The sequence below is a fragment of the Paenibacillus endophyticus genome, assembly GCF_014192395.1.
Lineage (GTDB): Bacteria > Bacillota > Bacilli > Paenibacillales > Paenibacillaceae > Pristimantibacillus > Pristimantibacillus endophyticus.
Map to the genome: position 1 here is coordinate 198,018 of NZ_JACHXW010000005.1, position 26,147 is coordinate 224,164.

Genomic DNA, 26,147 nt, shown 5'->3' on the forward strand with positions numbered 1-26,147 from the left:
TTCACATCAATAAGGTGGAGCTTCCAGCGTAATGCGCCCCAGCTTACCTGAACGCAAATCCCGTAGAATAATGCCGGACGTTTTTTCCAGATCAACAAGTCCCCCACTTACAAGACAGCCTCGTCTGCGACCGATATCCTCCATTACGCGAACGATCTCATCCGAATCCGATACATCCTTCGGAGGCGTTTCAAGCTCGTAGCGCTCTTTCATATTCGGCCAATAGCGGTCCACCAGCTCCCGCATTGCAAAAAAAGCAATATCATCCACGTTTAGGATCTGCTCTCTAATCGCACCTGTCATAGCAAGACGGTAGCCGACCAGTTCATCCTCGAACTTAGGCCAAAGAATGCCCGGCGTGTCCAAAAGCTCCATCTCCGTACCGATCTTTATCCATTGCTGACCCTTAGTTACGCCAGGGCGGTCACCAGTCAGCGCAATTGCACGGCCGGCGAGCTTATTAATAAGTGTCGACTTCCCTACGTTCGGAATGCCGACAATAAGACCGCGAATCGCACGCGGATTAATTCCTTTATTAATCTGGCGGGCGATTTTCTCATGCAAAATCTGCTTCGCCTTCATCGGAACTTCATTGACCTTCGTACCCGTCGATGAATCAATAGCGATGGACTCATGCCCTTCATTGCGGAAGTATGCCATCCATTGTTCCGTAGTCTTGGGATCGGCCAAGTCTGATTTATTCAAAACAATCAGCCTAGGCTTTCCATTCAAAATTTCCTCTATCATCGGATTGCGGCTTGATAGCGGAACTCGAGCATCCAACAGTTCGATGGCAAGATCGATTAGTTTTAGCTTTTCTTGTATTTGCCGTTTCGCCCGTGTCATATGACCCGGGAACCATTGAATGGTCATTTACTCACTCACCTCATTTAGTCCAGTGCTTAATAAATTCCAGCTTGTTCAGCGGCCAGAAAATTATATCTGCCCGGCCTACAATTTCTTTGTCGGAAACAAAACCGATGACCCTGCTGTCCGTACTGTCGCTGCGATTATCGCCAAGTGCAAAAATCGTGTCTTCCGGAACAACAAGATCCGCTACGTCGGATGTCGCTCCTTTTTCATTATAAAGCTGGCCATTGGCATGAGCCGCCTCAATGGCTTCCTTAAGATATGGCTCGTCTATTTTTTTATCATTAATGTACAGGTCATCGCCGTCAAGCTTGATTTTGTCGCCAGGAACGCCGATAACACGCTTAATGAACTTGCGGCCTTGCTCAGGCACATCGAATACAACAACTTCCCCAAACTTCGGCTCGCGGATGGAATACAAAATTTTGTTTACAATCAATCGCTCGCCCGTCTCAAAGTTTGGCTGCATGGAAGGACCGTCAACAATAAAAGGCGAGAACAAAAACTGGCGTATTAGAAATACGAGAACGACAGCTATTACTAATGCTTTGATCCATTCTACGATTTCCTTGTAAGCTCCACCCTGTTTCCTAGCGCCGGAAGCGTGGGCTGCTGAGCGATTTGGTATATTTTGCTCGTTATCCGCAAGATTCTGCGTATCCTTCACATCTTGATCATTGCCATTGACCGGTTCGTCATTACGCTGCTGAGAGTCCACTCTGCTCGCCTTCTTCCCATATGCTGTAATATGTAAACGACCTTTAGAAATAACGAAAAGGAGCTTGTTTGCGCAAGCCCCTCTTGTCGTTTGTTCTTAACGAATTTCTTTAATACGAGCAGCTTTTCCGCGAAGACTACGTAGGTAGTACAATTTCGCGCGACGTACTTTACCACGGCGAGCCACTTCGATTTTTTCGATTTTAGGCGAGTTAAGCGGGAAAGTTCTTTCCACACCAACACCGTAGGAAATTTTACGCACTGTAAAAGTTTCGCTGATTCCACCGCCGCGACGTTTAATTACAACGCCCTCGAACAATTGGATACGCTCACGAGTTCCCTCGATAACTTTTACATGAACTTTTAGCGTGTCACCAGGACGAAAGTTCGGTAGACCTTGGCGCAGGTTTTCTTGCGCAATTGTTTGCAAAAGATTCATTTGATTCACTCCTTCCACATAGACGTTCTTATAAGCTCACCGAATTCCTCTGAACCGGATCATCGCTGATAGCGGACCGTCCGACTTTACGAACAACATTAGAAATTTTACCATAGCTCGCCCAATAATACAATACGATTTTTTATTCCTTTTTCATGTATACTGAAATATGACAAACACCGACAGAAGAGGTGACCAATTTGCACCAATCGTTTACGTTCATTTCAGCGATTAAAAAAGGGGGTAAAATTGCAGTCTTACTATTATTGGCTCTGTCAGCTCCCTCTCGCATTTTCGCGGAGACGACATCTTTTAAAGATATAAACGGACATTGGGCCGGCTCCTATATTACTTGGGCAGTTGACCAAAAGCTCGCAAAAGGCTATGGGGACGGATTTTTCAAACCGAATAACCTCGTAAACGAAGCTGAGTTTTTGGCTATGCTGCTCCGAACTTATAGCTTGGTTAACGAAACCTCTGCTTCTGGCGCTGCCTGGTCGAAACCTTACTACGAATACGCCAACAGTCACGGCTGGCCGCTTAGCCCCGTACAGCAAGCCAAGGAGTTCAGACGAAGCCAAGCCGCATTGCTGCTCGCATCTGCCGCAACCGGACAAGCTTTCACGGAAAATGGCGCCATTCAATGGCTGCTTGACGAGAAAATATCAAACGGGCGTACCTCTGCAACGGTTGCCGGTTTTATTCCTAGCGGCAAACTAACCCGCGCTGAAGCATTAACCTTCTTTTATAACCTGAAGCAGCACTCGAATAAATTGTCCGACAAAAAAATTGTAAAGACGGTCGATTCTCTTGGCGGCATCGCGCTTAACGACTCGCTTGAGAAGCTCCAGAAGGCGCTTGGCAAGCCTGAACGGATTGATTTGAGTGAATATAGCTTCGCTTGGCATATCTATCACAATCCCGATTACAGCCACTACATGATGTTCGGCGTTCAGAACGCGCGTGTCGTCGCACTTTTCTCAAATGCGAGCGACGACTGGACGAGCACATCCGGGATTAAAATCGGACAAACGATTGAAAATGCCAAAAAGCTAGCTAAAAGCGCAACAAACGTTGTGCTTAAAGATGACTATTATGCTTTTACTTCAGGCAATGAGCGAATGACTTTATTTTATGACAAACAGGACGCTAATAAAATTTCAGGCATACTTCGCATGAAGCAATCGATTGCTAGTCCGCTCAAATCAGCTTATACAGACAAGCTTGCGGCCGCACAGGAGCAGCAGCTCTTTGACCTTGCAAACGCAGAACGTGCTGTACGAGACATTCCGCTGCTGGAATGGGACAAGCTAGCAGCCTCATCCGCCCGCAGTCATAGCGAGGATATGAAGAAACGCGACTTTTTTGACCATATCAATCCCAGCGGTTCTTCTCCGTTTGACCGAATGAAAGCTAAAGGGGTCAACTATCATCAAGCGGCCGAGAATATTGCAGCCGGTTATCCAGGCAGTATCCACGCCCATTATGGCTGGCTGAACTCCAAATCCGGACATCGCGAGACCTTGCTGGACAGCAAGCTTACGAAGCTTGGTACCGGAGTCGCCGTTGGCGGCAGCTATCAAGTCTATTATACCCAAAACTTCTATACGCCATAATCATGCTTCTTAAAAAAGAACAAACGAAAGCCGCAACGGACTACCGCTGCGGCTTTCACTTATATTCGCAATTGTTTATCAATCTTATTGAGGCGCTCTTTGCTTCCGCCGAGCCGTCAGCCATCTGCGCTCCTTATCGGTAAGCTCCGCACTTTCCAATAGATCAGGACGTCGCTCTTGCGTTCGGATAAGGGATTGCTCACGACGCCACACTTCAATATTGGCGTGATGTCCGGAAATGAGTACATCCGGAACCGCCCAGCCGCGGAATTCTGCCGGACGTGTATAATGAGGATGCTCAAGCAGCCCCGTGCTGTACGAATCTGTCACAGCTGAAGTTTCATTGCCAAGAACGCCTGGCAGCAGCCTTACCACGCTATCAATGATTACCATAGCCGGTATTTCCCCGCCCGTAAGCACATAATCGCCAATGGAGAGCTCGTCCGTGACAAGATGCTCACGTATACGCTCATCATAGCCTTCATAGTGTCCGCAAATAAGCACGATATGCTCCTCTTTTGCCAGCTCCTCAGCCTTTTGCTGCGTAAATTGCGCACCTTGCGGGCATAGCAGGATCACACGCGGTTTAATGGCCTCGTCCAGCTTCAGATCCTCTACAGCCGCAAAGACGGGCTCAGGCTTCAAAACCATGCCGCCCCCCCCGCCATAAGGGTAATCATCAACCGTATTATGTTTATTCCCCGAATAGGCACGGAAGTTGATCGCTTGCGGTGTAACAAGTCCCTTTTCTTTTGCTTTCCCTAGAATGCTAGCGTTGAACACGCCTTCGAACATTTCCGGAAATAACGTTAGCACATCTATTTTCATTCCCTAAATCAATCCTTCCATCAAATGGACCGTCACTATTTTCTCTTTCTTATCTACTTTTAGCAGAACGTCATCTATTACGGGAATAAGAAGCTGTTTGCCGGAACCTTTGGGACGGTCGACAACCCAGACATCATTGGCGCCTGGACTTAATATTTCGGATATAACGCCTAGTTCGTCTCCTTCTTCGGAGAAAACGCGACAGCCGATAATCTCATGATAATAATATTCGCCTTCATCCAGCTCAAGCTGCTTGTCCGCAGATACCTTCAACGTCCAGCCTTTGTATTTCTCGACCTGATTAATATCAGTGAAGCCTTCAAGCTTCAATATGTATACGTTTTTGTTCGCACGAGAGTTGATAATCTTCACTTCCAGCGAAGCCCCAGATTCCTCATTCAGCATGAGCAGCGTGCTTCCAGCAGCGAAACGTTCCTCAGCGAAATCAGTTTGCGATAATATTTTGAGTTCTCCGCGTATGCCGTGCGTATTCACAACCTTGCCAACCGTAAACCACTTCTCGTTCATAACAACCAGCCCTTCATTTGTATGTATGTTCATTATACATGCAAAAACGACTTCGTTCCATGGCAAGGGGACGAAGTCGTTTCGTTAAGCGGAGAGTACCTGCAGCATCTGCATTTGCATAGAAAAAAGACTAGGACGTTGATCCTAGCCTTTCTCCCCTACGTGCATCATGACATAATGTCGACGATGACGCGCTTTTGCGATTTGACGGAAGCAGAAGTCACTACCGTACGCATCGCTTTCGCTATGCGTCCCTGTTTACCGATGATTTTACCGATATCCTCGGGGTGAACCGAAAGCTCGTATATCGTGCCACGGTCATCATCCTTCACATTGATTTGCACCTGATCAGGATGATCAACCAATGCCTTCGCTATGACAAGAATCAATTCTTTCATCTCAAGGCCCTCCGCTGTTCAACAGTTATTTCTGTTGCTTAAGCTCATGGAACTTTTTAAGAACACCAGCTTTGGAAAGCAAGTCGCGAACGGTATCAGAAGCTTGTGCTCCTGTTTGCAACCATTTCAACGCTTTCTCTTCATCAATCTTAACTTGAGCCGGTTGTGCAACCGGGTTGTAAGTACCGATTTCTTCGATAAAACGTCCGTCACGCGGCGAACGGGAATCCGAAACGACTACGCGGTAAAATGGAGCTTTATGAGCACCAATTCTTTTCAAACGAATACGTACTGCCATGAAAATTCACCTCCTTCAAAGAGTAAACTACCGTTAAAACGGGAATTTCATATTTTTTCCGAGCATGCCCTTCAGGCCTTTTTTGCCGCCTTTTGGACCTTTCGGACCCATCATCGAAGAGAATTGCTTCATCATTTTTTTCATGTCGTCGAACTGCTTAATAAGGCGGTTAACCTCAACGATCGTTGTACCGCTGCCGGCAGCAACACGCTTGCGCCTGCTGTGGTTAAGCAGCTCGGGCTTTTGCTTCTCCTCTTTCGTCATGGAGCGAACAATCGCCTCGACACGGCCGATTTGCTTCTCATCGACCTTCATATCCTTCATGCCCTTCATCTTGTTCATGCCGGGCAGCATATCCATAATTTGATCAAGCGGTCCCAGATTCCGGACCTGCTCCATCTGCTCTAGGAAATCATCGAACGTAAATTCTGCCGTACGCATTTTACGTTCCATTTCCTTGGCTTTATCCGCATCGATATTCATCTGCGCTTTCTCGATCAAGGAGAGCATATCGCCCATGCCGAGAATACGTGAAGCCATACGCTCTGGGTGGAACGGCTCCAACGAGTCGATTTTCTCACCCATAGCCGCGAATTTAATCGGACAGCCTGTTACGGCTTTGACCGAAAGCGCCGCGCCGCCGCGTGTATCTCCGTCAAGCTTCGTAAGTACAACGCCCGTTAAGGCAAGCTGCTCATGAAAGCTTTGGGCGACGTTTACTGCGTCTTGGCCCGTCATTGCATCAACAACGAGCAGCACTTCGTCAGGCTTCGTTACCTGATGGATTTGCTTCAGCTCTTCCATCAGTTCTTCATCGATGTGCAGGCGGCCCGCTGTATCGATGATGACATAATCGTTGCCGTTCTCTTTCGCATGCTGGAGACCTGCACGCGCAATTTCGACGGGAGAAGTCTGGTCACCCAAGGAGAATACCGGCGCATTGATTTGCTCGCCAAGCACCTGCAGCTGCTTGATGGCAGCTGGACGGTAAATGTCGCAGGCTATGAGAAGCGGCCGATTGTTGCTCTTCTGGAGCAGCTTGGCCAATTTCCCGGTCGTCGTTGTCTTACCGGCACCTTGCAAGCCCGCCATCATAATAACGGTTGGAGGCTTGTTTGCTTTCGCCAGCTTGCTCTGCGTACCGCCCATCAGCTCGGTTAGCTCTTTATTTACGATATCGATGACGACCATGCCGGGCGTAAAGCTTTTGGATACATCCAACCCAATAGCCCGTTCCTTCACCTTCGCAATAAAGTCCTTCACGACTTTAAAGTTAACGTCTGCCTCAAGCAGCGCCAGACGCACCTCGCGCATTGCTTCGCTAACATCTTCTTCAGAAACCTTGCCTTTGCCCCTCAGCTTGCTGAACACATTTTGAAGCCGACTTGATAAGCTCTCGAATGCTGCCATGTACCGTCACCTCCATTCATTATGTATTATTCATCCAGTTTAAGCTGTGCAATAACTTGAATGAGCGCCTGCCTGTCATGCTCGGCAATGGAAAGCTCATTCACGCTGTTTACGAGCTGCACCGTTAATTGTTGAAGCGATTCATGCCTCACAAGCAAGCTCAGTTTGCTTTCATAGCTCTCAAGCACCTGTTCCGCACGCTTGATATGCTCGTACACCGCTTGTCTGCTTATGCCAAACTCTGCCGCAATCTCCCCAAGGGAGAAATCATCATGAAAATAATATTTGAGAAACGTCCGCTGCTTCTCAGTCAAGAGCGGCTCGTAAAAGTCGAACAACAAGTTTATTCGGGTTGTTTTGGACAAGGCATCTGGTTCGTTTGCTTTCATCCCCTTAGCCCCTCCTGTTAAGCTTGTTTCGCCGACAAGGTAAATACCTTTACACCTGACAACGTCTTTTATCATACATGACGCTATAGGCTGCTGTCAAGCATTTCCCCTTGTCACCTTATTGAGCCGCTTATTCCAAGCGCCGCCATGCTTGAAACGAGCGTTATTCCTGCGTTTTCTCAGCTTCTTCTGCTTCCTCGCGCTGAATCAAGCCCGCGAACAGCGCATGGATGAATTGCTCGGAATCAAACTGCTGGAGATCGCCCATTTTCTCCCCTAGCCCAACCAGCTTAACAGGCAAACTGAGCTCATTGCGGATCGCGATAACAATCCCGCCTTTAGCGGTACCATCCAGCTTAGTGAGCACAAGTCCGGTAACGCCGCTTTTCTCGCCGAACAGCTTTGCTTGGCTAAGGGCGTTTTGCCCCGTCGTTGCATCCAGTACGAGCAGCACCTCGTGCGGAGCATCCGGCAGCTCGCGCTGAATAACGCGGAAAATCTTGTTCAGCTCTTCCATGAGGTTCGTTTTGTTCTGCAGCCGTCCAGCTGTATCGCATAACAGAACATCCACGCCGCGCTGCTTAGCTGCTTGTACCGCATCGAACATGACGGCTGCCGGATCTGAACCGGATTGCTGCTTGATGACATCAACCCCAACACGCTGTCCCCATACCTCGAGCTGTTCGATCGCTCCGGCGCGGAACGTGTCGCCCGCTGCCATAAGGACGCTTTTTCCTTCGCTCTTGAACTTATGCGCGAGCTTACCGATTGTTGTCGTTTTGCCGACCCCGTTAACGCCTACGAACAAGATAACCGTAATTCCGCTTGGCGCCATACGCAAACTCGATTGGTCATCCCCCTTCATGAGGTTAATGAGCTTCTCAGACAGAATGGGCTGCAAATCAGAAGCATCCTCTATTTTCCGCTTCTTCACTTCGACCCGGAGATCGTCAATGAGCTGCATGACCGTGTTAACGCCAACATCTGCTCCGATAAGAATTTCTTCAAGCTCTTCATAAAACTGCTCGTCAATCTTCTTGCGACGCGTAATGAGCTCCTCGACCTTTTCCACAAACGCCGTGCGGGTTTTCGTCAAACCTTCCTTGAATATATTCGTTACCGCTTCCGTTTTTGTTGCGATGCTTTCCTTCAGCCTCTTAAAAAAACTCATCGTTCCCACTCCTCATCCTCACATTGCCGGCATGTCTATTCTTTATGCGGATACCGGCTCTTCATCCTCTAGGCGCACGGATACCAGCTTCGATACGCCGCCTTCCTCCATCGTAACGCCATACAGCACATCCGCTTCTTCCATCGTTCCTTTGCGGTGCGTTACGACGATAAATTGCGTTAATTCTGAGAATTCCCGCAAATACTGCGCAAAGCGCGAAACATTCGCTTCATCGAGTGCAGCCTCAACCTCATCAAGCACACAGAACGGAACAGGCTTCACTTGCAAAATAGCAAACAGCAGCGCGATTGCCGTCAATGCGCGTTCTCCTCCTGAGAGCAGCTGAAGATTTTGCAGCTTTTTGCCAGGCGGCTGGGCGACGATATCAATGCCCGTATCCAAGACGCGATCCGGTTCAACGAGCACAAGATCTGCGCGTCCTCCGCCGAACAGCTTCGCGAATACAACGACAAAGTGGCCGCGAATGGCTTCAAAGGTCGTTTTGAAGCGCTTCGACATCTCTTCGTCCATCTCGCGGATAACCTGATACAGCGTTGTTTTCGCCTCGATCAAGTCATTCTTCTGCTCGGACAAGAACTCGAACCGTTCACTGACGCGCTCGTATTCTTCGATTGCGCCTAAGTTTACCTCGCCAAGCGAAGTAATTTGACGCTTGATATCCCTAACTTCGTTTTGGGTGCCAAGCACGTCCTCCGGCACCTTATACTGCTCCTTCGCCAGCTCATAACTGAGCTCATACTCCTCGCTAAGCTTGCGAAGCAGATTGTCGAGCTCAACATCTAGCCGATTGGCGGCAATTTCCGTCTGCCGCATCTGCTCTTCGACCTGCCTAAGCTGTGCCCGCTGCTCCTTGGTCTCACTCTCGCCAAGGTCAAGCTCTGCAATGCGCTGCGCACGTGCGGCGCGTTTCAAATCCGTTTGCTCCGCGCACTCTTGCTTCTTAATGCGGAGATGATTCAGCTGTTCGATCTGCTGCACCGACTCACTCGCATGTCTAGCCAGCTCTTCCTCTTGCTGAGCGGATAAGGAACGCAAATTCGCCAGTTCCTGCTTGGCTCGCTGTATATCAGCGCGGACGCGAGCGGACTGATCCTCAAAGGAAAGCTTCTCTTGATCGGTTTTAGCCGCGGCAATCTTGATGTCCGTAAGCTGGCCCTGCAGTTCCTCTTTCGCCGATTCACTTGCTTTGCGCCGCTCTTCGGCCATGCGAATGGCTTCCTGAAGCCTTGCTTCATCAATTACGAGCTGCTCTAACCGAAGTTCGGCTGATTTCGCCGTAGCTTGGACATCCTTCTGTTCAGTCAAATGCGTGTTGCGGTCAGCTGAATACAGCTGCCGCTGTTCCTCCAGATGCTTCGCTTCATTATGAAGCTGCTGAAGCTCGGCCCGGATCTGCTGTTCCTCGATTCGGCTCTTCTCACCCTCCGCACGCAGCTCTTCGATGTTATGCGAACGTATCGAATGCTCTTTGCGCAGGTCGCTTAGCTTGTTGCGAAGCTGCTCCACCGTCCGGCGTGCATCCGTAATTTCTTTATCAAGGGCCTCGATCTGGCGCTGACGGCCGAGCAAGCTGGCGCCCTTCTTCTGCAAGCTCCCCCCCGTCATGGAGCCGCCGGCATTTACGACATCGCCTTCCAGCGTCACAACGCGGTAACGATATTGGCATTTCGAAGCGATCCGGTTCGCCTGCTCCAAGGTTTCGGCAAGCAACACATTGCCGAGCAGGTTATTAACGATTGCCGCGTAACGGTCGTCCGAGCTAACTAGATCTGCAGCTACCCCAACGAAACCGTCAACGGATTCGGCAGTGCGCTTATCATGCTCTGGCACCTGCCTGCCGCGGATGACATCAAGCGGCAGGAATGTAGCCCTACCTAATTGGCGCTGCTTCAAAAAAGCAATCGCGGTACGGGCTGTTTTCTCGTCTTCCATTACGATATGCTGCAAAGCCCCGCCAAGCGCTGTCTCCACAGCCGTTTCAATACGCTCAGGAACGCGGATCAGCTCAGCGACGGCGCCGTGAACGCCGCTTATGCCGCTATTGCCTCTTCTTGAGGCTTTGAGCACTTCTTTAACGCCTTGCATAAATCCGTCTAGCGCATCCTGCATTTCCTTCATCGTATCGCGGCGTGAGATATGGCTGTCCAGCTTCTGATCCCACTTTCGGATCGCAAGCGTAACCTCCTCCAAACTCTGAGATATCGCTCTCGTTTGTTCCGATTCCGTCAGCGTCTTGCTTCTTGCCTGTTCCAGACGCGCAAGCGTGGCTTCAAGCGCCGAAGCAAGCATTGATCTTCTCTCGTCCAGCTTCGCCTGCTGGTCGAGCCACTTGGCTTCGTCCTCGCTTATCCGTTCCATACGCCGCTGCAGCGTTTCCTGCTGCTGCGACGCATAGCGAATTTCGTTACGGTGCTGAGCCATGGCGCTTAAGACTTCCAGCAGCTCGCTTTTGAGCGTTTCTTCCGCATCCGCGACAGCTCCGCCTGCCACGCCGAGCAAGCGGGCTTCCTCGTCAGCAATCTTCGACCTTAGATCCGCAAGCTGCAGCTGCAGCGCTGCCGCACGGCTGCGGAATTCCGCTTCCTCCTGCGACATGGCCACGATACGGGAATCCTGGGCTGCAATTGATTCCTCGAGCTTCTGTTTGTTCTGCTCCAAATTTCGCTTGCGTTCCTTCAATACCTCGCCGTAGCCCTCGCACTTTTCGAAGTCCTCACTAATCTGCAGCATCGCCTCGTGCAACTGGTCGAGCTCTAGTTCAAGATCTCGAAGCTGCTGGCGATCCTTCTCCAGGTGTGCGTCATGTTTGCTGACTACGGTTGATAGCTGAAGCTGCTCTTGCTGCAGACGCTCCAGCTTGCCGTTAGCCTCCGTCCACGATCCGTGTATCTGTTCAATGTTATGTACGTACATTGAAATTTCTTTTGTCTTGAGCTGCTCCTTGAGCGCTTTGAACTGGATAGCTTTCTCCGACTGCTTGCGGAGCGGAGTCACCTGATCCTCAAGCTCAGTCACAAGATCGTGAATACGGAGTAAATTTTGTTCGGTTTCGTCAAGCTTGCGCTGTGCTTCGCGCTTGCGCGATTTGTATTTAACAATGCCTGACGCTTCTTCGAAAATACCGCGCCGATCCTCTGAGCGCGTACTTAAAATTTCTTCAATTCGGCCCTGTCCAATAATGGAATAAGCCTCTTTACCGATGCCGGTATCCATGAATAGCTCGGTAATATCTTTCAGCCTGCATGGCTGCTTATTTATCAAATATTCACTATCCCCGCTTCGGTGCACGCGGCGCGTGACGGTAACCTCATTGTATTCAAGGGGCAACGCGCCATCCGAATTGTCAAGCGTCAGCGAAACCTCGCTGTAGTTGACCGCCTTGCGTGCATCGCTTCCGGCAAAAATAATATCCTCCATCTTGCCGCCGCGCAAACTCTTTGCGCTTTGCTCGCCGAGAACCCAGCGAATGCCGTCCGAAATATTACTTTTCCCGCTGCCATTCGGACCTACAACCGCTGTAATGCCGGTTACAAATTCCATTTCGGTCCGATCGGCGAAAGACTTAAAGCCTGATAATTCAATCCGTTTCAGAAACATGTCTTGGTTTTCACCTCACCCCTCATTGTACCACAATTCATAGGCCTTGATAACCATTCCTGCCGCTAAATACGACCTCTCCACGTCAGCATTTTCCCCTTATCAAAAAGAGAGTATCTGCAGGCTGCATCACCTGTTAGATACTCTCTTATCCGTTTAACCTTGTTCCTGCGACAGCGTGCGCCATGCTTCTGCCGCCGCCCGCTGCTCCGCTTCCTTCTTCGTCCTCCCACTGCCGACTCCGAAGCGTTCTTCACCGAGGTAGACTTCAACAACAAACTCACGGTCATGTGCTGGTCCGCGCTCCTCTATGATCCGGTATTCGACTGCGCCGAGGCCATGATGCTGAGAGCGCTCTTGCAGCTTGGACTTGGAGTCTTTCACTAGCAATCCGTAATCGTTCGATTCGACGAACGGGAACATATGCTCATTGAGAAAGGCTCTAGTCTGTTCAATACCGGCATCGAGAAAAATGGCTCCTACGAATGACTCGAACAGATCAGCCAGCAGCGCTTGTCTCTGCCTGCCTCCGAGCTGTTCTTCGCCGCGCCCAAGCAATACGTGCGAGCCGAGCTCCAAACGTTCCGCGAACTGTGCAAGTGACGGTTCGCAGACGATGGAAGCACGCATTCTCGTAAGCTCGCCTTCCGGCCGCTGAGGATACGTCGCGAACAAATATTCCGATACAAGCAGCTGCAGCACGGCATCGCCTAGAAATTCCAAACGTTCATTATCCTGTGCGGAGCCGCGCTTGTGCTCGTTTACGTAAGAGGTATGGGTGAAAGCCTGCTTCAGCAGCTTCGTCCGCTTAAAGCTGAGCTGCAGCCTCTGCTGCAGCTCATAGAAGGAATCACGCTTCATAAACTTTCATCACGATCGACGCATTATGTCCGCCAAAGCCGAAGGAGTTGGACAAAGCCGTTCTCACATTCGCTTCACGCGGCGTATTTGGCACGTAATCCAGATCACATTCCGGATCCGGGTTGTCCAAATTGATGGTCGGTGCGATAATGCCATTTTTTAGCGTTAAGCCTAAAATGACAGCTTCGACGCCTCCAGCTGCGCCGAGCAAATGGCCCGTCATCGATTTGGTCGAGCTTACCGCTACTTTATAAGCATGGTCGCCGAGCGCCTTTTTGATCGCTTTCGTCTCCGAACGATCTCCTACCGGCGTAGAAGTACCGTGCGCATTAATGTAATCTATATCCGAAGGTTCAACGCCCGCATCCTTCATCGCTTTCACCATACAGCGCGCAGCGCCATCCGGGTCCGGCTCAGTCATGTGATGAGCATCGCCGCTCATGCCGTAGCCAATGACCTCCGCATAAATTTTCGCTCCGCGTGCCTGTGCGTGCTCAAGTGATTCCAGTACCAATACGCCCGCACCTTCACCCATAACGAAGCCATCGCGATCAATATCGAACGGGCGGCTTGCTTTCTCGGGCTCACTATTGCGTACGGACATCGCACGCATGGAGCAGAAGCCTGCCATGCCTGTCGGTCTGATCGTAGCTTCAGCGCCGCCTGCGATCATAACGTCAGCATCGCCGCGTTGAATCAGCTTAAAAGAATCGCCGATGGAATGCGTGCCTGTCGCACATGCAGTAACCGCGGTGCTATTCGGCCCTTTAGCTCCCGTTAGCATGGAAACCTGACCCGATGCCATATTCGCTATCATCATTGGGATAAAGAACGGACTAACGCGCTTCGGTCCCTTCTCCAGCAATATATTGTGCTGATCCTCCCAAGTGCCAAGTCCGCCAATGCCGGAGCCGACCATAACGCCTACGCGCTCCGGATCAGCATTTTGGCCGATTTGCAAGTCCGCATCTTTAACCGCCAACTGGCTGGCTACTGCCGCGAACTGTACGAACCTGTCCATTCTGCGTGCTTCTTTTTTATCCAATCCATAATCCTCAGGGACGAAGTTTTTAACTTCCGCCGCTATATAAGTAGGGTATTCAGAGAAATCGAAAGCCTCAACAACCGATACGCCCGACTTTCCTTCAAGCAGGTTTCCCCAAAATTGTTCCAAATCAGAACCAAGCGAAGTAATAACGCCCATACCCGTAACAACTACTCTTTGTTTCATTCGATTCACCTCTGTATCCAGCATTTTTATTGCGCATATGGCCGCACTCAGAACTTGCAAGCCGATCATGCCTTTTGCGTATACCCTGCTTATATTTCTCGGTAAACTAAAGCAATTCCGTTCGTAAACGGCAGCGCCTTTACGCTTGAAATATAAGGAGGTATAAATTCATTGCTCATGAAGCCATTTACGCTTGTGTATGTAAAAGCTGTAGCGCTTCCATAATTAGGAATGGTGAAACGGCCTAGATGGAGAGAAGTCCCGTTTATTAAAAACGGGACTTGTCCTTCTTACGTATGAGATTGTATGTATTTAACTACTTCTCCCACAGTGGTGATTGTCTCAGCATCTTCATCAGAAATTTCCATATCAAACTCGTCTTCTAGCTCCATGACCAATTCAACGACATCAAGAGAGTCAGCGCCGAGGTCATCTTTAAATGAAGCTTCTAGTGTAACTTCCGCTTCGTCTACGCCTAGTCGGTCGATGACGATACGTTTTACGCGATCTACTACTTCGGACATCCGGTTCACCTCCTCCATGGTATTATACGAGAATTAAAGATAAATTGCCATACGTAACCGTTTTAATTCCGCTTAGGGAAATAAATCCGCATTACATATACATGCCGCCGTCTACGTGAATCGTCTGTCCAGTCATATAGGCTGAAGCGTCGGAAGCAAGGAAACGGACCGCATTTGCGATGTCGCTCGGGTCTCCGAGACGGGCAAGCGGAATTTGGCCAGCCAAGGACTGCCGCATCTCTTCCGGAAGTTTATCCGTCATTTCGGTTTGAATAAATCCGGGGGCAACGCAGTTAACAGTGATGCCCCGGGACGCAAGCTCGCGCGCGCTTGCCTTAGTCAAACCAATGACGCCAGCTTTCGCCGCTACATAGTTGGCTTGTCCAGGGTTTCCGAGCACGCCAACAACGGATGAAATGTTGATGATACGGCCTGCGCGCTGTTTCATCATGGTGCGGGTAACGGCTTTGATGCCATTGAATACGCCCTTCAGGTTCGTCTCAATAACTTGATCAAATTCGTCTTCCTTCATTCGCATGATTAAATTATCCCTAGTAATGCCGGCATTGTTTACCAAAATATCAATAGCTCCGAATTGTTCAATAACTTCTTTTACCATCGCGTCGAATTCAACCGTCTTCCCGACGTTCGCTTTGATCACAATGGCGCGTCTGCCTAAAGCTTCCACAGCTTGCGCCGTTTCCGCTGCCGCAGCTTCGCTGCCTGAATAGTTAATGGCGACATCCGCCCCTGCTTCCGCAAGCGCTATGGCGATCGATCTTCCGATTCCGCGCGATGCGCCAGTTACGAGTGCTTTCTTGCCTTCCAAGCTAGCAAACATTGAATTTCCTCCATCCTAAAGTTCATTGGCTTGCAGCGCTTCAAGCGCGGAAATATTGTTAATGGAAATAATCCGCAGACTTTTGTCGATTTTTTTGATTAAGCCCGCTAGAACGGTGCCTGATCCGATTTCAACGAATGTATCCACGCCTTGTTCAATCAAATAACGCACGCTGTCTTCCCACAGCACTGGCGAATAGACTTGCTCTACGAGCAAGGAACGAATCTCGCCAGCCGAAACAACTTCTTTGGCCGTTACGTTCGCGATGACAGGAACAGAAGCATCCTTCATTGAAACGTCCGCTAGCACCGTTTGAAGATTATCGGCTGCCGGCTTCATCAAAGACGAATGAAAAGGACCGCTTACTTCAAGTGGAATGACCCGCTTAGCGCCAGCTTCTTCTTTTCCTCGCTGAACGACCGCTTCTACGCCAGCAGCCGACCCAGATACCACAATTTGCCCCGGGCAGTTCACATTCGCAAGCTCCACTGCTGAGCCTTCCGCTGTGATAGCAGCACAAAGCGCAGCAAGCGTCTCACGCTCTGCTCCAAGCACGGCAGCCATCGCACCCTGTCCGCTTGGGACAGCTTGCTCCATGAATTGTCCGCGTGCACGGACAGTGCGCACGGCATCCTCGAATGATAGAACGCCTGCCGCAACAAGCGCACTGTATTCACCCAAGCTGTGTCCTGCTACATAATCAGGTTTCAAGCCCTTGCCTTCCAATGCTTCGAGCAAGGCCACGCTGACGGTTAGCAGTGCAGGCTGCGTATTCGCAGTCTGTTTCAGCTGTTCCTCCGGCCCTTCAAATATAATGCTGCTCAGGGAGAATCCTAGCGCCTCATCCGCCTGTTCAAACACCGACCGCGAGCGGTCAAAGGTATCGAATGCATCCTTGCCCATTCCAACCGCCTGTGCGCCTTGTCCTGGAAATACAAATGCAATTTTGCTCAAGAGTGTTTCCTCCTAAATTGAAATTACCATACAAGGACGGAAGCGCCCCAAGTCAAGCCGCCGCCGAAACCGACCAGCACAATGCGGTCGCCTTCCTTCACGCGCCCTTGCTCGACTGCTTCCGCAAGTGCAACGGGTATTGATGCGGATGACATATTGCCGTATTTATCTAAGTTAATCATTGCTTTGTCCTCTGACAGGTTCAGCCTGTTCAGCGCAGATTGAATGATACGGATATTCGCTTGGTGTGGAACCAGCAGATCGACCTCTTCTTTGGCGATCCCTGCTTTCAGCAATGCCTCTTCAGCTACGCTGCCCATAATTCTGACCGCGAATTTGAATACATCGTTGCCGGCCATATAGATATAGTGCTGCTTGCTTTGAATGCTCGCTTCCGAGGCAGGGACGCGCGATCCGCCGCCGCTTACCTTGAGAAGCTCTCCGCCGCTGCCATCCGCGCCGAGCTCGAACGAGCGGAATCCGCGCCCCTCTTCCACTGCGCCAAGAACGACAGCACCCGCACCGTCACCGAATAGAATGCAGGTATTACGATCCGTGTAATCCGTAATTCGCGACAACGTTTCAGCACCAACGACCAGCACATGCTTGTACATGCCGCTGGCTATCATGCTAGAGCCGGTAGCAAGCCCATAGATAAAGCCTGAACATGCCGCTGACAAATCAAATGCCGCAGCTTTCTTCGCTCCAAGCTTATCCTGGAGAAGGCATGCTGTGGATGGGAAAAACATGTCAGGCGTGATGGTCGCAACGATAATCAGATCGATGTCCTCTGCCGTCAGTCCCGCAGCAGCAATTGCAGCGCGCGATGCATGAAGGGCAAGGTCGGACGTCGCTTCTTCAGCAGCTGCCAGCCGGCGTTCTTTGATGCCCGTGCGAGTAACGATCCATTCATCATTGGTCTCCACCATAGCTTCAAGCTCTTTATTCGATAAAATACGTTCAGGCACGTATTTGCCCGTTCCGATAATTCCTACAGGATGTAAACCCATTTCGCACACTCACTTCCCGTTTATTTCTGCTGCAATTGTTTCAATCAATTGGCCTTGAAGCGCTGTTCTAGCTTGTCGAACCGCATTTTTTACAGCTAGAGCATCTGAAGAACCATGGCATTTCACGACAAGTCCGTTCAAGCCTAGCAGTGGCGCACCACCATGCTCCTTATAATCCATCCGCTTCTTCAATGGACGAAGCTTAGGCAGCATAACTGCCGCCGCAAGCTTGGTCAGCAGCGTTTGGCTGAACGCCTCTTTAAGCGATGTGAATATCGTACCCGCAGCGCCTTCCATGGCTTTCAGCATAATATTGCCTGCAAAACCGTCGCATACTAATACATCGCAATTCCGATTAAGCACATCTCTTGCTTCAACGTTCCCGATGAAATGGACAGGCGCCTGCTCAAGCAAAGCATAGGCCGCCTTAGCCATTTCGTTGCCCTTCATGGCTTCCGTACCAACGTTAAGCAGTCCGACTCTCGGCTTCTCAAGGCCATGGACCTTTGTGCGGTAAATGCTGCCCATAATGGCGTATTGCACCAAATGCTCGGGCTTTGCATCCATATTCGCGCCCAAATCCAGCGTTAGAATGCCGATATCGTCCATTGTAGGCATCATCGGCGCAAGCGCAGGCCTCTCAATGCCGTCCATCCTTCCAACGACGAGCAAGCCCGTTGCCATCAAAGCGCCGGTATTGCCCGCAGAGAGCATCGCATCGGCTTGCTTCTCGCGGACAAGCTGTCCCGCAACGACCATTGAAGCCCCTTTTTTGCGGCGAACCGCTTTAACCGGCTCATCGTCGGGACCAATCACCTCATCCGCATGGCAAATCGTAATATTTGAAGGCTTCTGTCCCTTCATAAGCGGTTCAATGACGGAGGTGTCTCCCACAAGCAGCAGTTCCGTATCCGGCCACTGCGCCGCGGCGTCCATCGCACCTTGTACAATTAATCCTGGAGCATTATCGCCGCCCATAGCATCAATAGCGATCCGCACGTAAGTCTCCTCCTTCAGTATCTGTGTCTGCCGCGGACCGATAAATGACAAAGTTCCCTTGGAATACCATTTCATCGCCAACATACGTGAACAGCTCGACCTTCGCCTTGCTCCGCTCTCCCGATATCGACCGCACATAGGCTTTGGCAATACATTTCTCTCCAAGCTTTACGGGACGAATAAAGCGAATATCTGCTGTTACAGTAAGAGCAATTTCATCATCTATAATAGCTACGGCAAGTGAATTCGCCTGTGCGAACACATGATGTCCGCGCGCAATGCCGGTTCTGGAGAACACATGCTCTTCCTTAATCTCGAATACCGAGATGCCGCTCTTGTCCAATTCCAAGTCAACGATATCGCCGATGACCTCGTGTAGCGGCAAAGACCTGACAGAATCGTAAGAGCGTTCCGCCATCAGCTTCAGCCTCTCACGAAGCTCAGGAATGCCAAGCTCCATGCGGTCAAGCCGAATCGTCTGGATGCTTACTTTGAGCAGTCGCGTAAGCTCCCGATCGGTTATAAAGGGATTTTCGTCAATGTATCGGGCAAGCTGCTGATGCCGCTGCCGTTTGGGCATTCGTTCGATGTCCGGCACCACCTTCTACCAATTTATATCGATTAGGTCATTATTCCGTGCCTCAGTCCTATAAAACTTTCGCATAAATAGTATATGTATGTTGCTTGATATTATCACCTGGTACTAATTAAGTATATAAAAAATTGCGCCCGAGCGCAATGCGGCGTTAAAAGGATGCGTTGAAAGCTCGCTTGCAAGATCGCGGCTTCACCTTCCTGCGACAATAAAAATAGCACCCCATCAAATGATGAGGTGCTACCTTTGACATCAATTCACTATTGGGAAATGATCTCTTTTGTTTTGTAATATCCACAAACTTTGCATACGTGGTGAGCCAATTTCAGCTCGCCGCATTGCTCACATTTCACCATGCCCGGTACTGCAAGTTTGAAATGCGTACGACGTTTATCACGGCGAGTCTTGGATGTTCTACGCTGAGGTACTGCCATATTTAACACCTCCTTCAAAAATTCAATCGGTATTACGCTTATTCCTTAAATAGATCCTTTAGCGCCGCAAAACGGACATCAATCTTTTCCGTCGAGCAGCTGCATTTGTGCTCATTTAAGTTCTGTCCGCAAGTCTGACAGAGACCCTTACAATCATTGCTGCAAAGCGGTGCAAAAGGCATGAACAACTGTAGCGCTTCTTCCACATAAGGCTTCAGGTCCAATCTGTCCGCATTTACTTCAATGAAATCACTCTCTTCCTCTTCCATGTCTTCATCGCGTTCTTCGTTTGACTCCGCCCGCTTGAATACTTCCGAGAATCGAATGACCGTATGTTCCTTCACCGGTTCGAGGCAACGCGAGCAGGCTAGCTCGAGGTCGATGGCAAGCTTGCCGTCAACTTCGATGAAACCTTCGTGCCCGGTAACCTGAAGTGATACATGAAGAGGTCCCGTACGATAAACATCCTGGCGTCCCTTAAAAAGGTCACTGACATCGATCTGTTCGTCGATTGTCGATTTCAACCCTTTGGACATTGTTTCTTGAATATGAAACTGCATCAGATCACCCCAAACAAACAAAGATTATTATATCTATCAGACTACCGTTTTGTCAACATTTTCACACTGTTTTTCATTATTGCTTCGTGCAGGCCGTGATTGGGCATCTCCGCTGTGCTATAGTTAAACCACCAACATTTAACAGAGAGAGGATTCAGCTTATGCGTACAGTCGGACTTATTGTCGAATACAATCCGTTCCATAACGGACATTTGTATCATTTGCAACAATCGCGCAAAATAACGCAAGCGGATGCTGTCGTTGCCGTTATGAGCGGCCATTTCCTGCAGCGAGGCGAGCCGGCCTTGCTCGACAAATGGTCTCGGACGCAAATGGCGCTGGAGGGCGGCTGCGATCTAGTCATAGAGCTGCCCGTCGCATACGCGACCCAAGCGGCCGAGTGGTTCGCTTACGGAGCGGTATCGCTGCTTGAAGCGACCGGCGTCGTTGACAGCTTCTGCTTCGGCACGGAGAACGGCGAGCTCGATCCGCTCCTAAAGGCTGCCGATATCGTCGCTGAGGAGCCTCCCGCTTTCAAAGCACTCTTGAAGCAGCAGCTCCAAACCGGAGTGAGCTACCCGAGCGCATACAGCAGCGCAATCACAAGCTATCTGGCTGAGCTTGGCCATGCAACAGCTTCAGCCTTCCCTTTCGCGCTTCCAAACCATACGCTAGGACTCCATTATCTGCTTGCACGGAACCGATTGCAAGCAAAAATGGAGCCGTTCACCATTGCCCGCGAAAAGGCGCAATACAATCAAGCCACGGCAACAGACAGCCAAATCGCAAGCGCAACCGCTATCCGCAAGCTTCTTCTCGAGCAACAATCACTCGAGGATGTGCGCGCCTATGTTCCTGAATCGACATGGAACATTCTTCAGCAGGAATGGTCAGCTGGCCGCTGCCCGATCAGCTGGGAGCCCTTCACGAATGCTTTGCTCCAAGCCATTATTACTCGTACTCCTCAAGATCTCGCGGATCTCCACGAAATAACCGAGGGCTTGGAGTACCGAATCCGCGGCGTGTTGCCTACTCTTCCTTCAAGAAGCTTCGACGACCTGCTGAGTGCTTTGAAAACCAAGCGCTACACGCGAACGAAGCTGCAGCGTTCACTCCTCGCGATCCTGCTCGGACATCGCAAGCAGGATTTCACTGCGGACAAGCTCGCTTCTGGTGTTGAATATATAAGAGTGCTCGGTTTCTCCGAAAAAGGCAAGCTTTTATTGCGACGGATGCGGAATTCAGCCAAGCTTCCTGTACTGCACAGTGCCGCGCGGGCGCCGCAGCCTTACCGTTACTTGGAGCTGGACACTCAAGCAAGCGGCGTATATATGCTTGGCGTGTCTGGCCAAACATCTGTTGCATCCATGTTCCGCGATTTCACCGAAAAGCCTGTTACTGCCGGTTCGAATTTCATCTAAGAATCGGCAATGCTTTGATTATTCGCATCTCAACTAAGGGTCAGTCGTACTTAGATTCTTCACGTCTCAATTAAGGGTCAGTCGTACTTAGATTCTTCACGTCTCAACTAAGAGTCAGCATACTTTGGATTATTGGGCTGCCTTTTGCAAAAGCGTGACCTGCTGAACAGCTTCCTGCAGCGTGCTAACGCTGGCAATTTTCATTGCCGTGCCCAGCGCTTTGGCTTTCGCCTCGGCCTCCTTGAAATTGCCAGCCGGTACGAGAAACAGCTTGGCGCCTTTTTCGCTGGCGATCACAATCTTCTGTTTAATGCCGCCTATCGCTCCAACCCTGCCGTCAACCGTGATCGTTCCCGTTGCTGCGATCCGACTGCCGCCGGACAGGTCGCCTTCCGTCAACAACTCCAAAGCTTGCAGCGCAAAAACCAATCCCGCTGACGGGCCTCCGATCTCGCCAGCTGCAATCGTAATTCTGTTCTCCGGATCATCCGGCTCAAGGCTCCGAAGCTCCGTCAGGCTTTTTATCCCGAGTACGTCAAGCAGTTGCTCATTCGTCATCTTCTCGCTAAAGCTTTCCCTTGGAAAGCTTATTTGCGTGCGCTGGCCATCTCGATCCACGTCGAATGAAACAACGCCAGTTTGATTTAGGCTTTGAATCGAAGCCAGCAACTGTTCTGCCGTTTCTGCCTGTTCGCCCCCACGAAGGCCGTGCAGCAAATCTCCACTCTTGAACCCGCTCCGAGCGGGGTCGCCTCCGATTAGGATATCCGCGACAAGCAGTCCATCTGCTTTGGTCGAATATGGCAAATCCGCATAGTGATACGCAGCTTCTATGGCATTATTTTGCGAACCTTGCATGATGACCTGCTGCCTCACCGCAAACTGCTCCTGCGTATATCCACGAAACACATCACGCCTTAGATGTACATCCTTGTTCGCATCCCACATCGACGAAAACGTTCTTAGAAAATTAGGCTCTGTCAGTTTCACGGCAGTGAGCAGGAAATCTCCATTCCCCGGCTTGTCTCCAGCCTCGATTGAGATCATCGGCTTAACCGAAACCGCGATTCCCGGCTCATAAACGACATATGGCGTAGGCGCATAAAGCATTACCCACATAAATGCTGCAGTGGCTGCTGCGATCATAGTTATTCTGCGCCAATCCGACCGTTTCTTTTGCATCCGCTGATCTCCGATCCTATTGCTTTCTCTATGCTTGCTTTCTTCTATCTTAAACCTTCGGACAAACACCGCTGCTGGTCTATCGCTCAACAAACATGCGTACTAATTAACAGATAGGATTGTCCTGTCCAAACGTACATTTTCCCATTCAGATAAAGGAGTTGTGTCGCATTGGCTAAAACGGTTATGCTAGCCTTTCTGTCCATTCTACTTGTAAGTGCCATCATCCTGCAGCCGGATGCTTCCTTTCAGTCCTCCTTGCAGGGACTCACCGTATGGTGGAACATCGTATTCCCAGGCTTGCTGCCGTTTCTCATTTTGTTCGAGCTCATCTCTGCATTCGGCCTTGCACACGCCATAAGCTCGCTGCTGCAGCCCGTAATGCACCGACTGTTCAAGCTTCCAGGAGAAGCATCCCACGCGATCGTCCTAGGCTGGATGGGCGGATATCCTGCTGGTGCCGAAGCAGCATCCTCTCTGCGCAAAAGAAACCTCGTCACAAAACAACAGGGCCAGCGGCTGCTCGCCCTAGCCCATATGCCGAATCCTTTGTTTATGCTGGTGGTCATCGGAGCAGGTTTCCTTCACAAACCGATCGTAGGCGTCATGATCGCTTCAGTCGTATGGCTCTCCGCACTTTGCGTTATGCTCGGCGCAACGATCTTCCAGCGAAAAGAGCCGGTTCATAGCGTTCACTCTGTGGCGAATGACGGAAGCATGCTTCAACGCGCAGCGGACGCCTTTCGTCTTGGCAGGGATCAAGACGGGCGGAGCTTCGGCAAGGCGCTTGGCGATGCCGTATCGGCCAGTGTTCAAAAACTGATGATGATTGGCGGTTTTATGATCTTCGCTGCCGTTCTAGCCAAGTTAACAGAACCGCTGCTCTCCCCGCTGTTCGCTAAAACAGGACTTAGCTTCATCAGCCAAGCTTTCTTCGAGGGGCATTTGGGTGCTTATTCAGCCGCTATCTGGCAATCTCCCGAGGCAGGCGCAGTCGGCAACGCTGCCGCAATCGCCGCTGTACTCGCATGGAGCGGGCTAAGCGGCATTCTGCAGGCAGGTTATTCAATCACAGGGAGCGACCTTAAGCTGCTGCCGTTCATTGCATGGCGTGCCGCGCACGCCTTGCTTGCCGCATTATTCATGCTAATTTTGTGGAAGCCGATTACTTCTCTGCTCGGCTTTTGGCTGGCTCCAAATGACGTACCTGCTTATACTTCCGCCGAGGCTCTAACGCCTGACCAGGCGGTTGCCGTCGCATTAAAAACAAGCGATCTGCCGCTATTATGGCCGCTGTCACTCTCGGCTTGCCTGCTTCTTGCCCTGTTTAGTCTATTTGTTTCTATGATATTGCTTCCCTATCGAAAAACGAATCGGTCAGCGTAGCACGAATAATAGAATCATTCTATATTTATGCTAAAGCTAGATTTGGGGTTTATACTTAATGCGCAGCTCCTGTTCCACGACCGGCGGAACAAGCTCATGCACGGCACCGTGGAATTGTGCGATTTCTTTTACGATGCTGGAGCTTAAGTAAGAGTACTTCGGATTGGTCATCATAAACATCGTATCGATTTCAGCGTCCAGCAAATGGTTCGTTGATGCAAGCTGCAGCTCGTATTCGAAATCGGTCACCGAACGTATACCTCGGATGATCACATTCGCTTGACGCGATTTCATGAACCGGACAAGCAAATCGCGAAAGCTGTCAATCTCCACATTGGGAATATCGCTCGTTACCTCAGTCAAAAGCGCCTTGCGCTCCTCCACGCTAAACAGCGGATTTTTGCTTGAATTATTTAAAACGGCAACGATAAGTCGGTCAAATTGCTTTGCTGATCTGCGAATAATATCCAAATGACCGTATGTGACAGGATCGAAGGTACCAGGATATACGGCTACTCGCTCTATTTTACTCATGAACATCGGCCTCACTTCCGTTTTGGCTATCTAAGGTGTTGTATTGATAGATGGAAACCGCAGTATCCCCATACTTCGCGTGCTTGAATTGCTCGAATTGCCCCAGCTGCTCCGGATACTGGTGAGACGCATCATGCTCCACGACAATAATAGCCTCCGGCTCGAGGAGATCATTCGCTGCAAGATCCGACATTAAGCTGTCCATCGTTACCATTTTGTATGGCGGGTCAAGAAAAACAAGCCGGAACCTCTGCCCCCGCTTCGCTAGCGCTTTCAATGCGCGCTCCGCATCATTCCTATAAATTTCAGCAGCGCTTCCCATCTTCGCCGTCTCGACATTTCGACGAATAATATCGACGCTTATTTTCTCTCGGTCGACAAACACTGTTTGCGCAACGCCTCTGCTCCAAGCCTCGATACCTAAGCCGCCCGTTCCCGCGAACAGATCCAGCGCCATTCCGCCATCGAAATAAGGCCCAATCATGCTAAAAATAGCTTCTTTTACCTTATCAGTTGTCGGTCTCGTATTCTTGCCAGGCACAGCCTTAAGCGTGCGGCCTTTGGCCTCGCCCGCAATGACTCTCACTGCAATTGCCCCCTTCTATCTCATTCCCGCCTATCGTACCATAGAATCCCTTTCATAATAAAGCGAATGTAGATGTAAAAAAATGATTCCCCCTCCTCCTTAAAACGTTTAGAATTATTTTTTTGGCGTCCTCATGTATATTTACCTAATAAAGGGACAAAATAACCTTATCGGCGTCGCAAGATGTCGTAGACAACCGCGGAGAAGACTTACGTTTCCCCATAAGCTCTTCGTCCGGTTTCTCCTCTCCCATGAAAAGGGCGCTCCGTAAGGGGCGCCCGATTTTTTGTTTAAAGCCTTATATTTAAAGGGATTTTCAATTCTTCTATACAATCAATGATAAAGTTGTCGCCCATTTGTCGCCCAAATTCAAAATGCATCAAAGATAAATATATGATCTTCCATTTCAAGTTCCATAGTTGTAATCCCTTCCGGGATGCCATTAAGACCAAACTAGATCATCTTAATGATTTACATAAACCCGCAAAACCCTTTCTACATATGGGGTTTTCGGGTTTTTTTTATTAATTTTAATCTACGAGAATACGTTTGAATAAGATAGCTTTTGAATTTTTTTTATACATTTTTCACACAAGTTAAACATTACATCTAACTACACTATGATATTCCTCTTGGTTACCTGTTGTTAAATTTGGCTATGATGCCAAGGGAAAAAGAATCTAGCGTACTAAAACAGTCAAAATAACTGATCTGCAACTGTGTTTGATAACATACAATTGCAATGAA

Annotated in this window: 27 protein-coding genes; 3 read left to right on the forward strand and 24 right to left on the reverse strand. The window is 49.9% G+C overall.

What is annotated here, in order from left to right:
* Positions 1-6: 6 nt before the first annotated feature.
* From ylqF to rplS, 3 genes are all read right to left on the reverse strand, one after another.
* A complete protein-coding gene (gene ylqF / locus FHS16_RS10635; RefSeq protein ID WP_183561776.1) occupies positions 7-873 on the reverse strand; it encodes a ribosome biogenesis GTPase YlqF in 867 nt (288 codons plus the stop codon).
* 13 nt (positions 874-886) lie between these two features.
* Positions 887-1,498: a signal peptidase I gene (gene lepB, locus FHS16_RS10640; protein ID WP_312890854.1), complete on the reverse strand. Its 612-nt coding sequence runs from the start codon at positions 1,496-1,498 to the stop codon at positions 887-889.
* A gap of 186 nt (positions 1,499-1,684) precedes the next feature.
* Complete coding sequence (gene rplS / locus FHS16_RS10645) at positions 1,685-2,026, reverse strand: 50S ribosomal protein L19 (RefSeq protein WP_053375699.1); 342 nt, start codon at positions 2,024-2,026, stop codon at positions 1,685-1,687.
* Positions 2,027-2,226: 200 nt separating this feature from the next.
* Here rplS and FHS16_RS10650 point away from each other — a divergent pair, with 200 nt between their 5' ends.
* Positions 2,227-3,642, forward strand: coding sequence for a CAP-associated domain-containing protein (locus FHS16_RS10650; RefSeq protein ID WP_183561778.1), 1,416 nt, complete (start codon positions 2,227-2,229; stop codon positions 3,640-3,642).
* Between the two features lie 84 nt (positions 3,643-3,726).
* On the opposite strand, the gene trmD is transcribed toward FHS16_RS10650, so the two are convergent.
* The 18 genes from trmD to FHS16_RS10740 form a co-directional block, all read right to left on the reverse strand.
* The gene (gene trmD / locus FHS16_RS10655; RefSeq protein ID WP_183561780.1) at positions 3,727-4,470 is read right to left on the reverse strand and encodes a tRNA (guanosine(37)-N1)-methyltransferase TrmD; all 744 of its coding nucleotides are present in this window, start codon (positions 4,468-4,470) and stop codon (positions 3,727-3,729) included.
* Positions 4,471-4,473: 3 nt separating this feature from the next.
* The gene (gene rimM / locus FHS16_RS10660; RefSeq protein ID WP_183561782.1) at positions 4,474-4,998 is read right to left on the reverse strand and encodes a ribosome maturation factor RimM; all 525 of its coding nucleotides are present in this window, start codon (positions 4,996-4,998) and stop codon (positions 4,474-4,476) included.
* Between the two features lie 167 nt (positions 4,999-5,165).
* Positions 5,166-5,396 carry a KH domain-containing protein gene (locus FHS16_RS10665; protein ID WP_053375695.1) on the reverse strand — a complete coding sequence of 77 codons (231 nt, stop codon included), beginning with the start codon at positions 5,394-5,396 and terminating at the stop codon, positions 5,166-5,168.
* Between the two features lie 25 nt (positions 5,397-5,421).
* Positions 5,422-5,694, reverse strand: coding sequence for a 30S ribosomal protein S16 (gene rpsP / locus FHS16_RS10670; RefSeq protein ID WP_053375694.1), 273 nt, complete (start codon positions 5,692-5,694; stop codon positions 5,422-5,424).
* A gap of 33 nt (positions 5,695-5,727) precedes the next feature.
* The gene (gene ffh, locus FHS16_RS10675; protein WP_183561784.1) at positions 5,728-7,104 is read right to left on the reverse strand and encodes a signal recognition particle protein; all 1,377 of its coding nucleotides are present in this window, start codon (positions 7,102-7,104) and stop codon (positions 5,728-5,730) included.
* A gap of 26 nt (positions 7,105-7,130) precedes the next feature.
* Positions 7,131-7,493, reverse strand: a complete 363-nt coding sequence (locus FHS16_RS10680) for a putative DNA-binding protein (RefSeq protein ID WP_183561786.1) — start codon at positions 7,491-7,493, stop codon at positions 7,131-7,133.
* A gap of 163 nt (positions 7,494-7,656) precedes the next feature.
* A complete protein-coding gene (ftsY, locus tag FHS16_RS10685) occupies positions 7,657-8,664 on the reverse strand; it encodes a signal recognition particle-docking protein FtsY (protein WP_183561788.1) in 1,008 nt (335 codons plus the stop codon).
* Between the two features lie 42 nt (positions 8,665-8,706).
* Positions 8,707-12,282 carry a chromosome segregation protein SMC gene (gene smc / locus FHS16_RS10690; protein WP_183561790.1) on the reverse strand — a complete coding sequence of 1,192 codons (3,576 nt, stop codon included), beginning with the start codon at positions 12,280-12,282 and terminating at the stop codon, positions 8,707-8,709.
* 156 nt (positions 12,283-12,438) lie between these two features.
* Positions 12,439-13,143, reverse strand: coding sequence for a ribonuclease III (gene rnc / locus FHS16_RS10695; RefSeq protein ID WP_183561792.1), 705 nt, complete (start codon positions 13,141-13,143; stop codon positions 12,439-12,441).
* A complete protein-coding gene (gene fabF, locus FHS16_RS10700; RefSeq protein ID WP_183561794.1) occupies positions 13,133-14,374 on the reverse strand; it encodes a beta-ketoacyl-ACP synthase II in 1,242 nt (413 codons plus the stop codon). The genes rnc and fabF overlap by 11 nt, the downstream gene beginning before the upstream one ends.
* 290 nt (positions 14,375-14,664) lie before the next feature.
* Entirely contained in the window at positions 14,665-14,898 is a 234-nt protein-coding gene (locus FHS16_RS10705) for an acyl carrier protein (RefSeq protein ID WP_053375686.1), read from the reverse strand.
* Between the two features lie 91 nt (positions 14,899-14,989).
* Positions 14,990-15,739: a 3-oxoacyl-[acyl-carrier-protein] reductase gene (gene fabG / locus FHS16_RS10710; RefSeq protein WP_183561796.1), complete on the reverse strand. Its 750-nt coding sequence runs from the start codon at positions 15,737-15,739 to the stop codon at positions 14,990-14,992.
* 15 nt (positions 15,740-15,754) lie between these two features.
* Positions 15,755-16,693 carry an ACP S-malonyltransferase gene (gene fabD, locus FHS16_RS10715; RefSeq protein ID WP_183561798.1) on the reverse strand — a complete coding sequence of 313 codons (939 nt, stop codon included), beginning with the start codon at positions 16,691-16,693 and terminating at the stop codon, positions 15,755-15,757.
* A gap of 23 nt (positions 16,694-16,716) precedes the next feature.
* Entirely contained in the window at positions 16,717-17,703 is a 987-nt protein-coding gene (locus FHS16_RS10720; protein ID WP_183561800.1) for a beta-ketoacyl-ACP synthase III, read from the reverse strand.
* 9 nt (positions 17,704-17,712) lie between these two features.
* Complete coding sequence (plsX, locus tag FHS16_RS10725; protein ID WP_183561802.1) at positions 17,713-18,702, reverse strand: phosphate acyltransferase PlsX; 990 nt, start codon at positions 18,700-18,702, stop codon at positions 17,713-17,715.
* Complete coding sequence (fapR, locus tag FHS16_RS10730; RefSeq protein WP_183562128.1) at positions 18,686-19,282, reverse strand: transcription factor FapR; 597 nt, start codon at positions 19,280-19,282, stop codon at positions 18,686-18,688. The genes plsX and fapR overlap by 17 nt, the downstream gene beginning before the upstream one ends.
* Before the next feature lie 275 nt (positions 19,283-19,557).
* Positions 19,558-19,731 (reverse strand): 50S ribosomal protein L32, encoded by a 174-nt coding sequence (gene rpmF, locus FHS16_RS10735; protein ID WP_006036546.1) that lies wholly within the window; start codon positions 19,729-19,731, stop codon positions 19,558-19,560.
* A 38-nt stretch (positions 19,732-19,769) separates the two neighbouring features.
* Positions 19,770-20,291, reverse strand: a complete 522-nt coding sequence (locus FHS16_RS10740; protein WP_183561804.1) for a YceD family protein — start codon at positions 20,289-20,291, stop codon at positions 19,770-19,772.
* A 161-nt stretch (positions 20,292-20,452) separates the two neighbouring features.
* On the opposite strand from FHS16_RS10740, the gene FHS16_RS10745 reads away from it, so the two are divergent.
* The gene (locus tag FHS16_RS10745) at positions 20,453-21,712 is read left to right on the forward strand and encodes a nucleotidyltransferase (protein WP_183561806.1); all 1,260 of its coding nucleotides are present in this window, start codon (positions 20,453-20,455) and stop codon (positions 21,710-21,712) included.
* Between the two features lie 129 nt (positions 21,713-21,841).
* On the opposite strand, the gene FHS16_RS10750 is transcribed toward FHS16_RS10745, so the two are convergent.
* Positions 21,842-22,894 carry a S16 family serine protease gene (locus tag FHS16_RS10750; RefSeq protein WP_183561808.1) on the reverse strand — a complete coding sequence of 351 codons (1,053 nt, stop codon included), beginning with the start codon at positions 22,892-22,894 and terminating at the stop codon, positions 21,842-21,844.
* 171 nt (positions 22,895-23,065) lie between these two features.
* On the opposite strand from FHS16_RS10750, the gene FHS16_RS10755 reads away from it, so the two are divergent.
* Entirely contained in the window at positions 23,066-24,280 is a 1,215-nt protein-coding gene (locus FHS16_RS10755; RefSeq protein WP_183561810.1) for a nucleoside recognition domain-containing protein, read from the forward strand.
* A 36-nt stretch (positions 24,281-24,316) separates the two neighbouring features.
* On the opposite strand, the gene coaD is transcribed toward FHS16_RS10755, so the two are convergent.
* Both coaD and rsmD read right to left on the reverse strand, forming a co-directional pair.
* Positions 24,317-24,820, reverse strand: coding sequence for a pantetheine-phosphate adenylyltransferase (gene coaD / locus FHS16_RS10760; protein WP_221226312.1), 504 nt, complete (start codon positions 24,818-24,820; stop codon positions 24,317-24,319).
* Positions 24,807-25,400 carry a 16S rRNA (guanine(966)-N(2))-methyltransferase RsmD gene (gene rsmD, locus FHS16_RS10765; RefSeq protein WP_183561812.1) on the reverse strand — a complete coding sequence of 198 codons (594 nt, stop codon included), beginning with the start codon at positions 25,398-25,400 and terminating at the stop codon, positions 24,807-24,809. The genes coaD and rsmD overlap by 14 nt, the downstream gene beginning before the upstream one ends.
* Between the last annotated feature and the right edge of the window lie 747 nt (positions 25,401-26,147).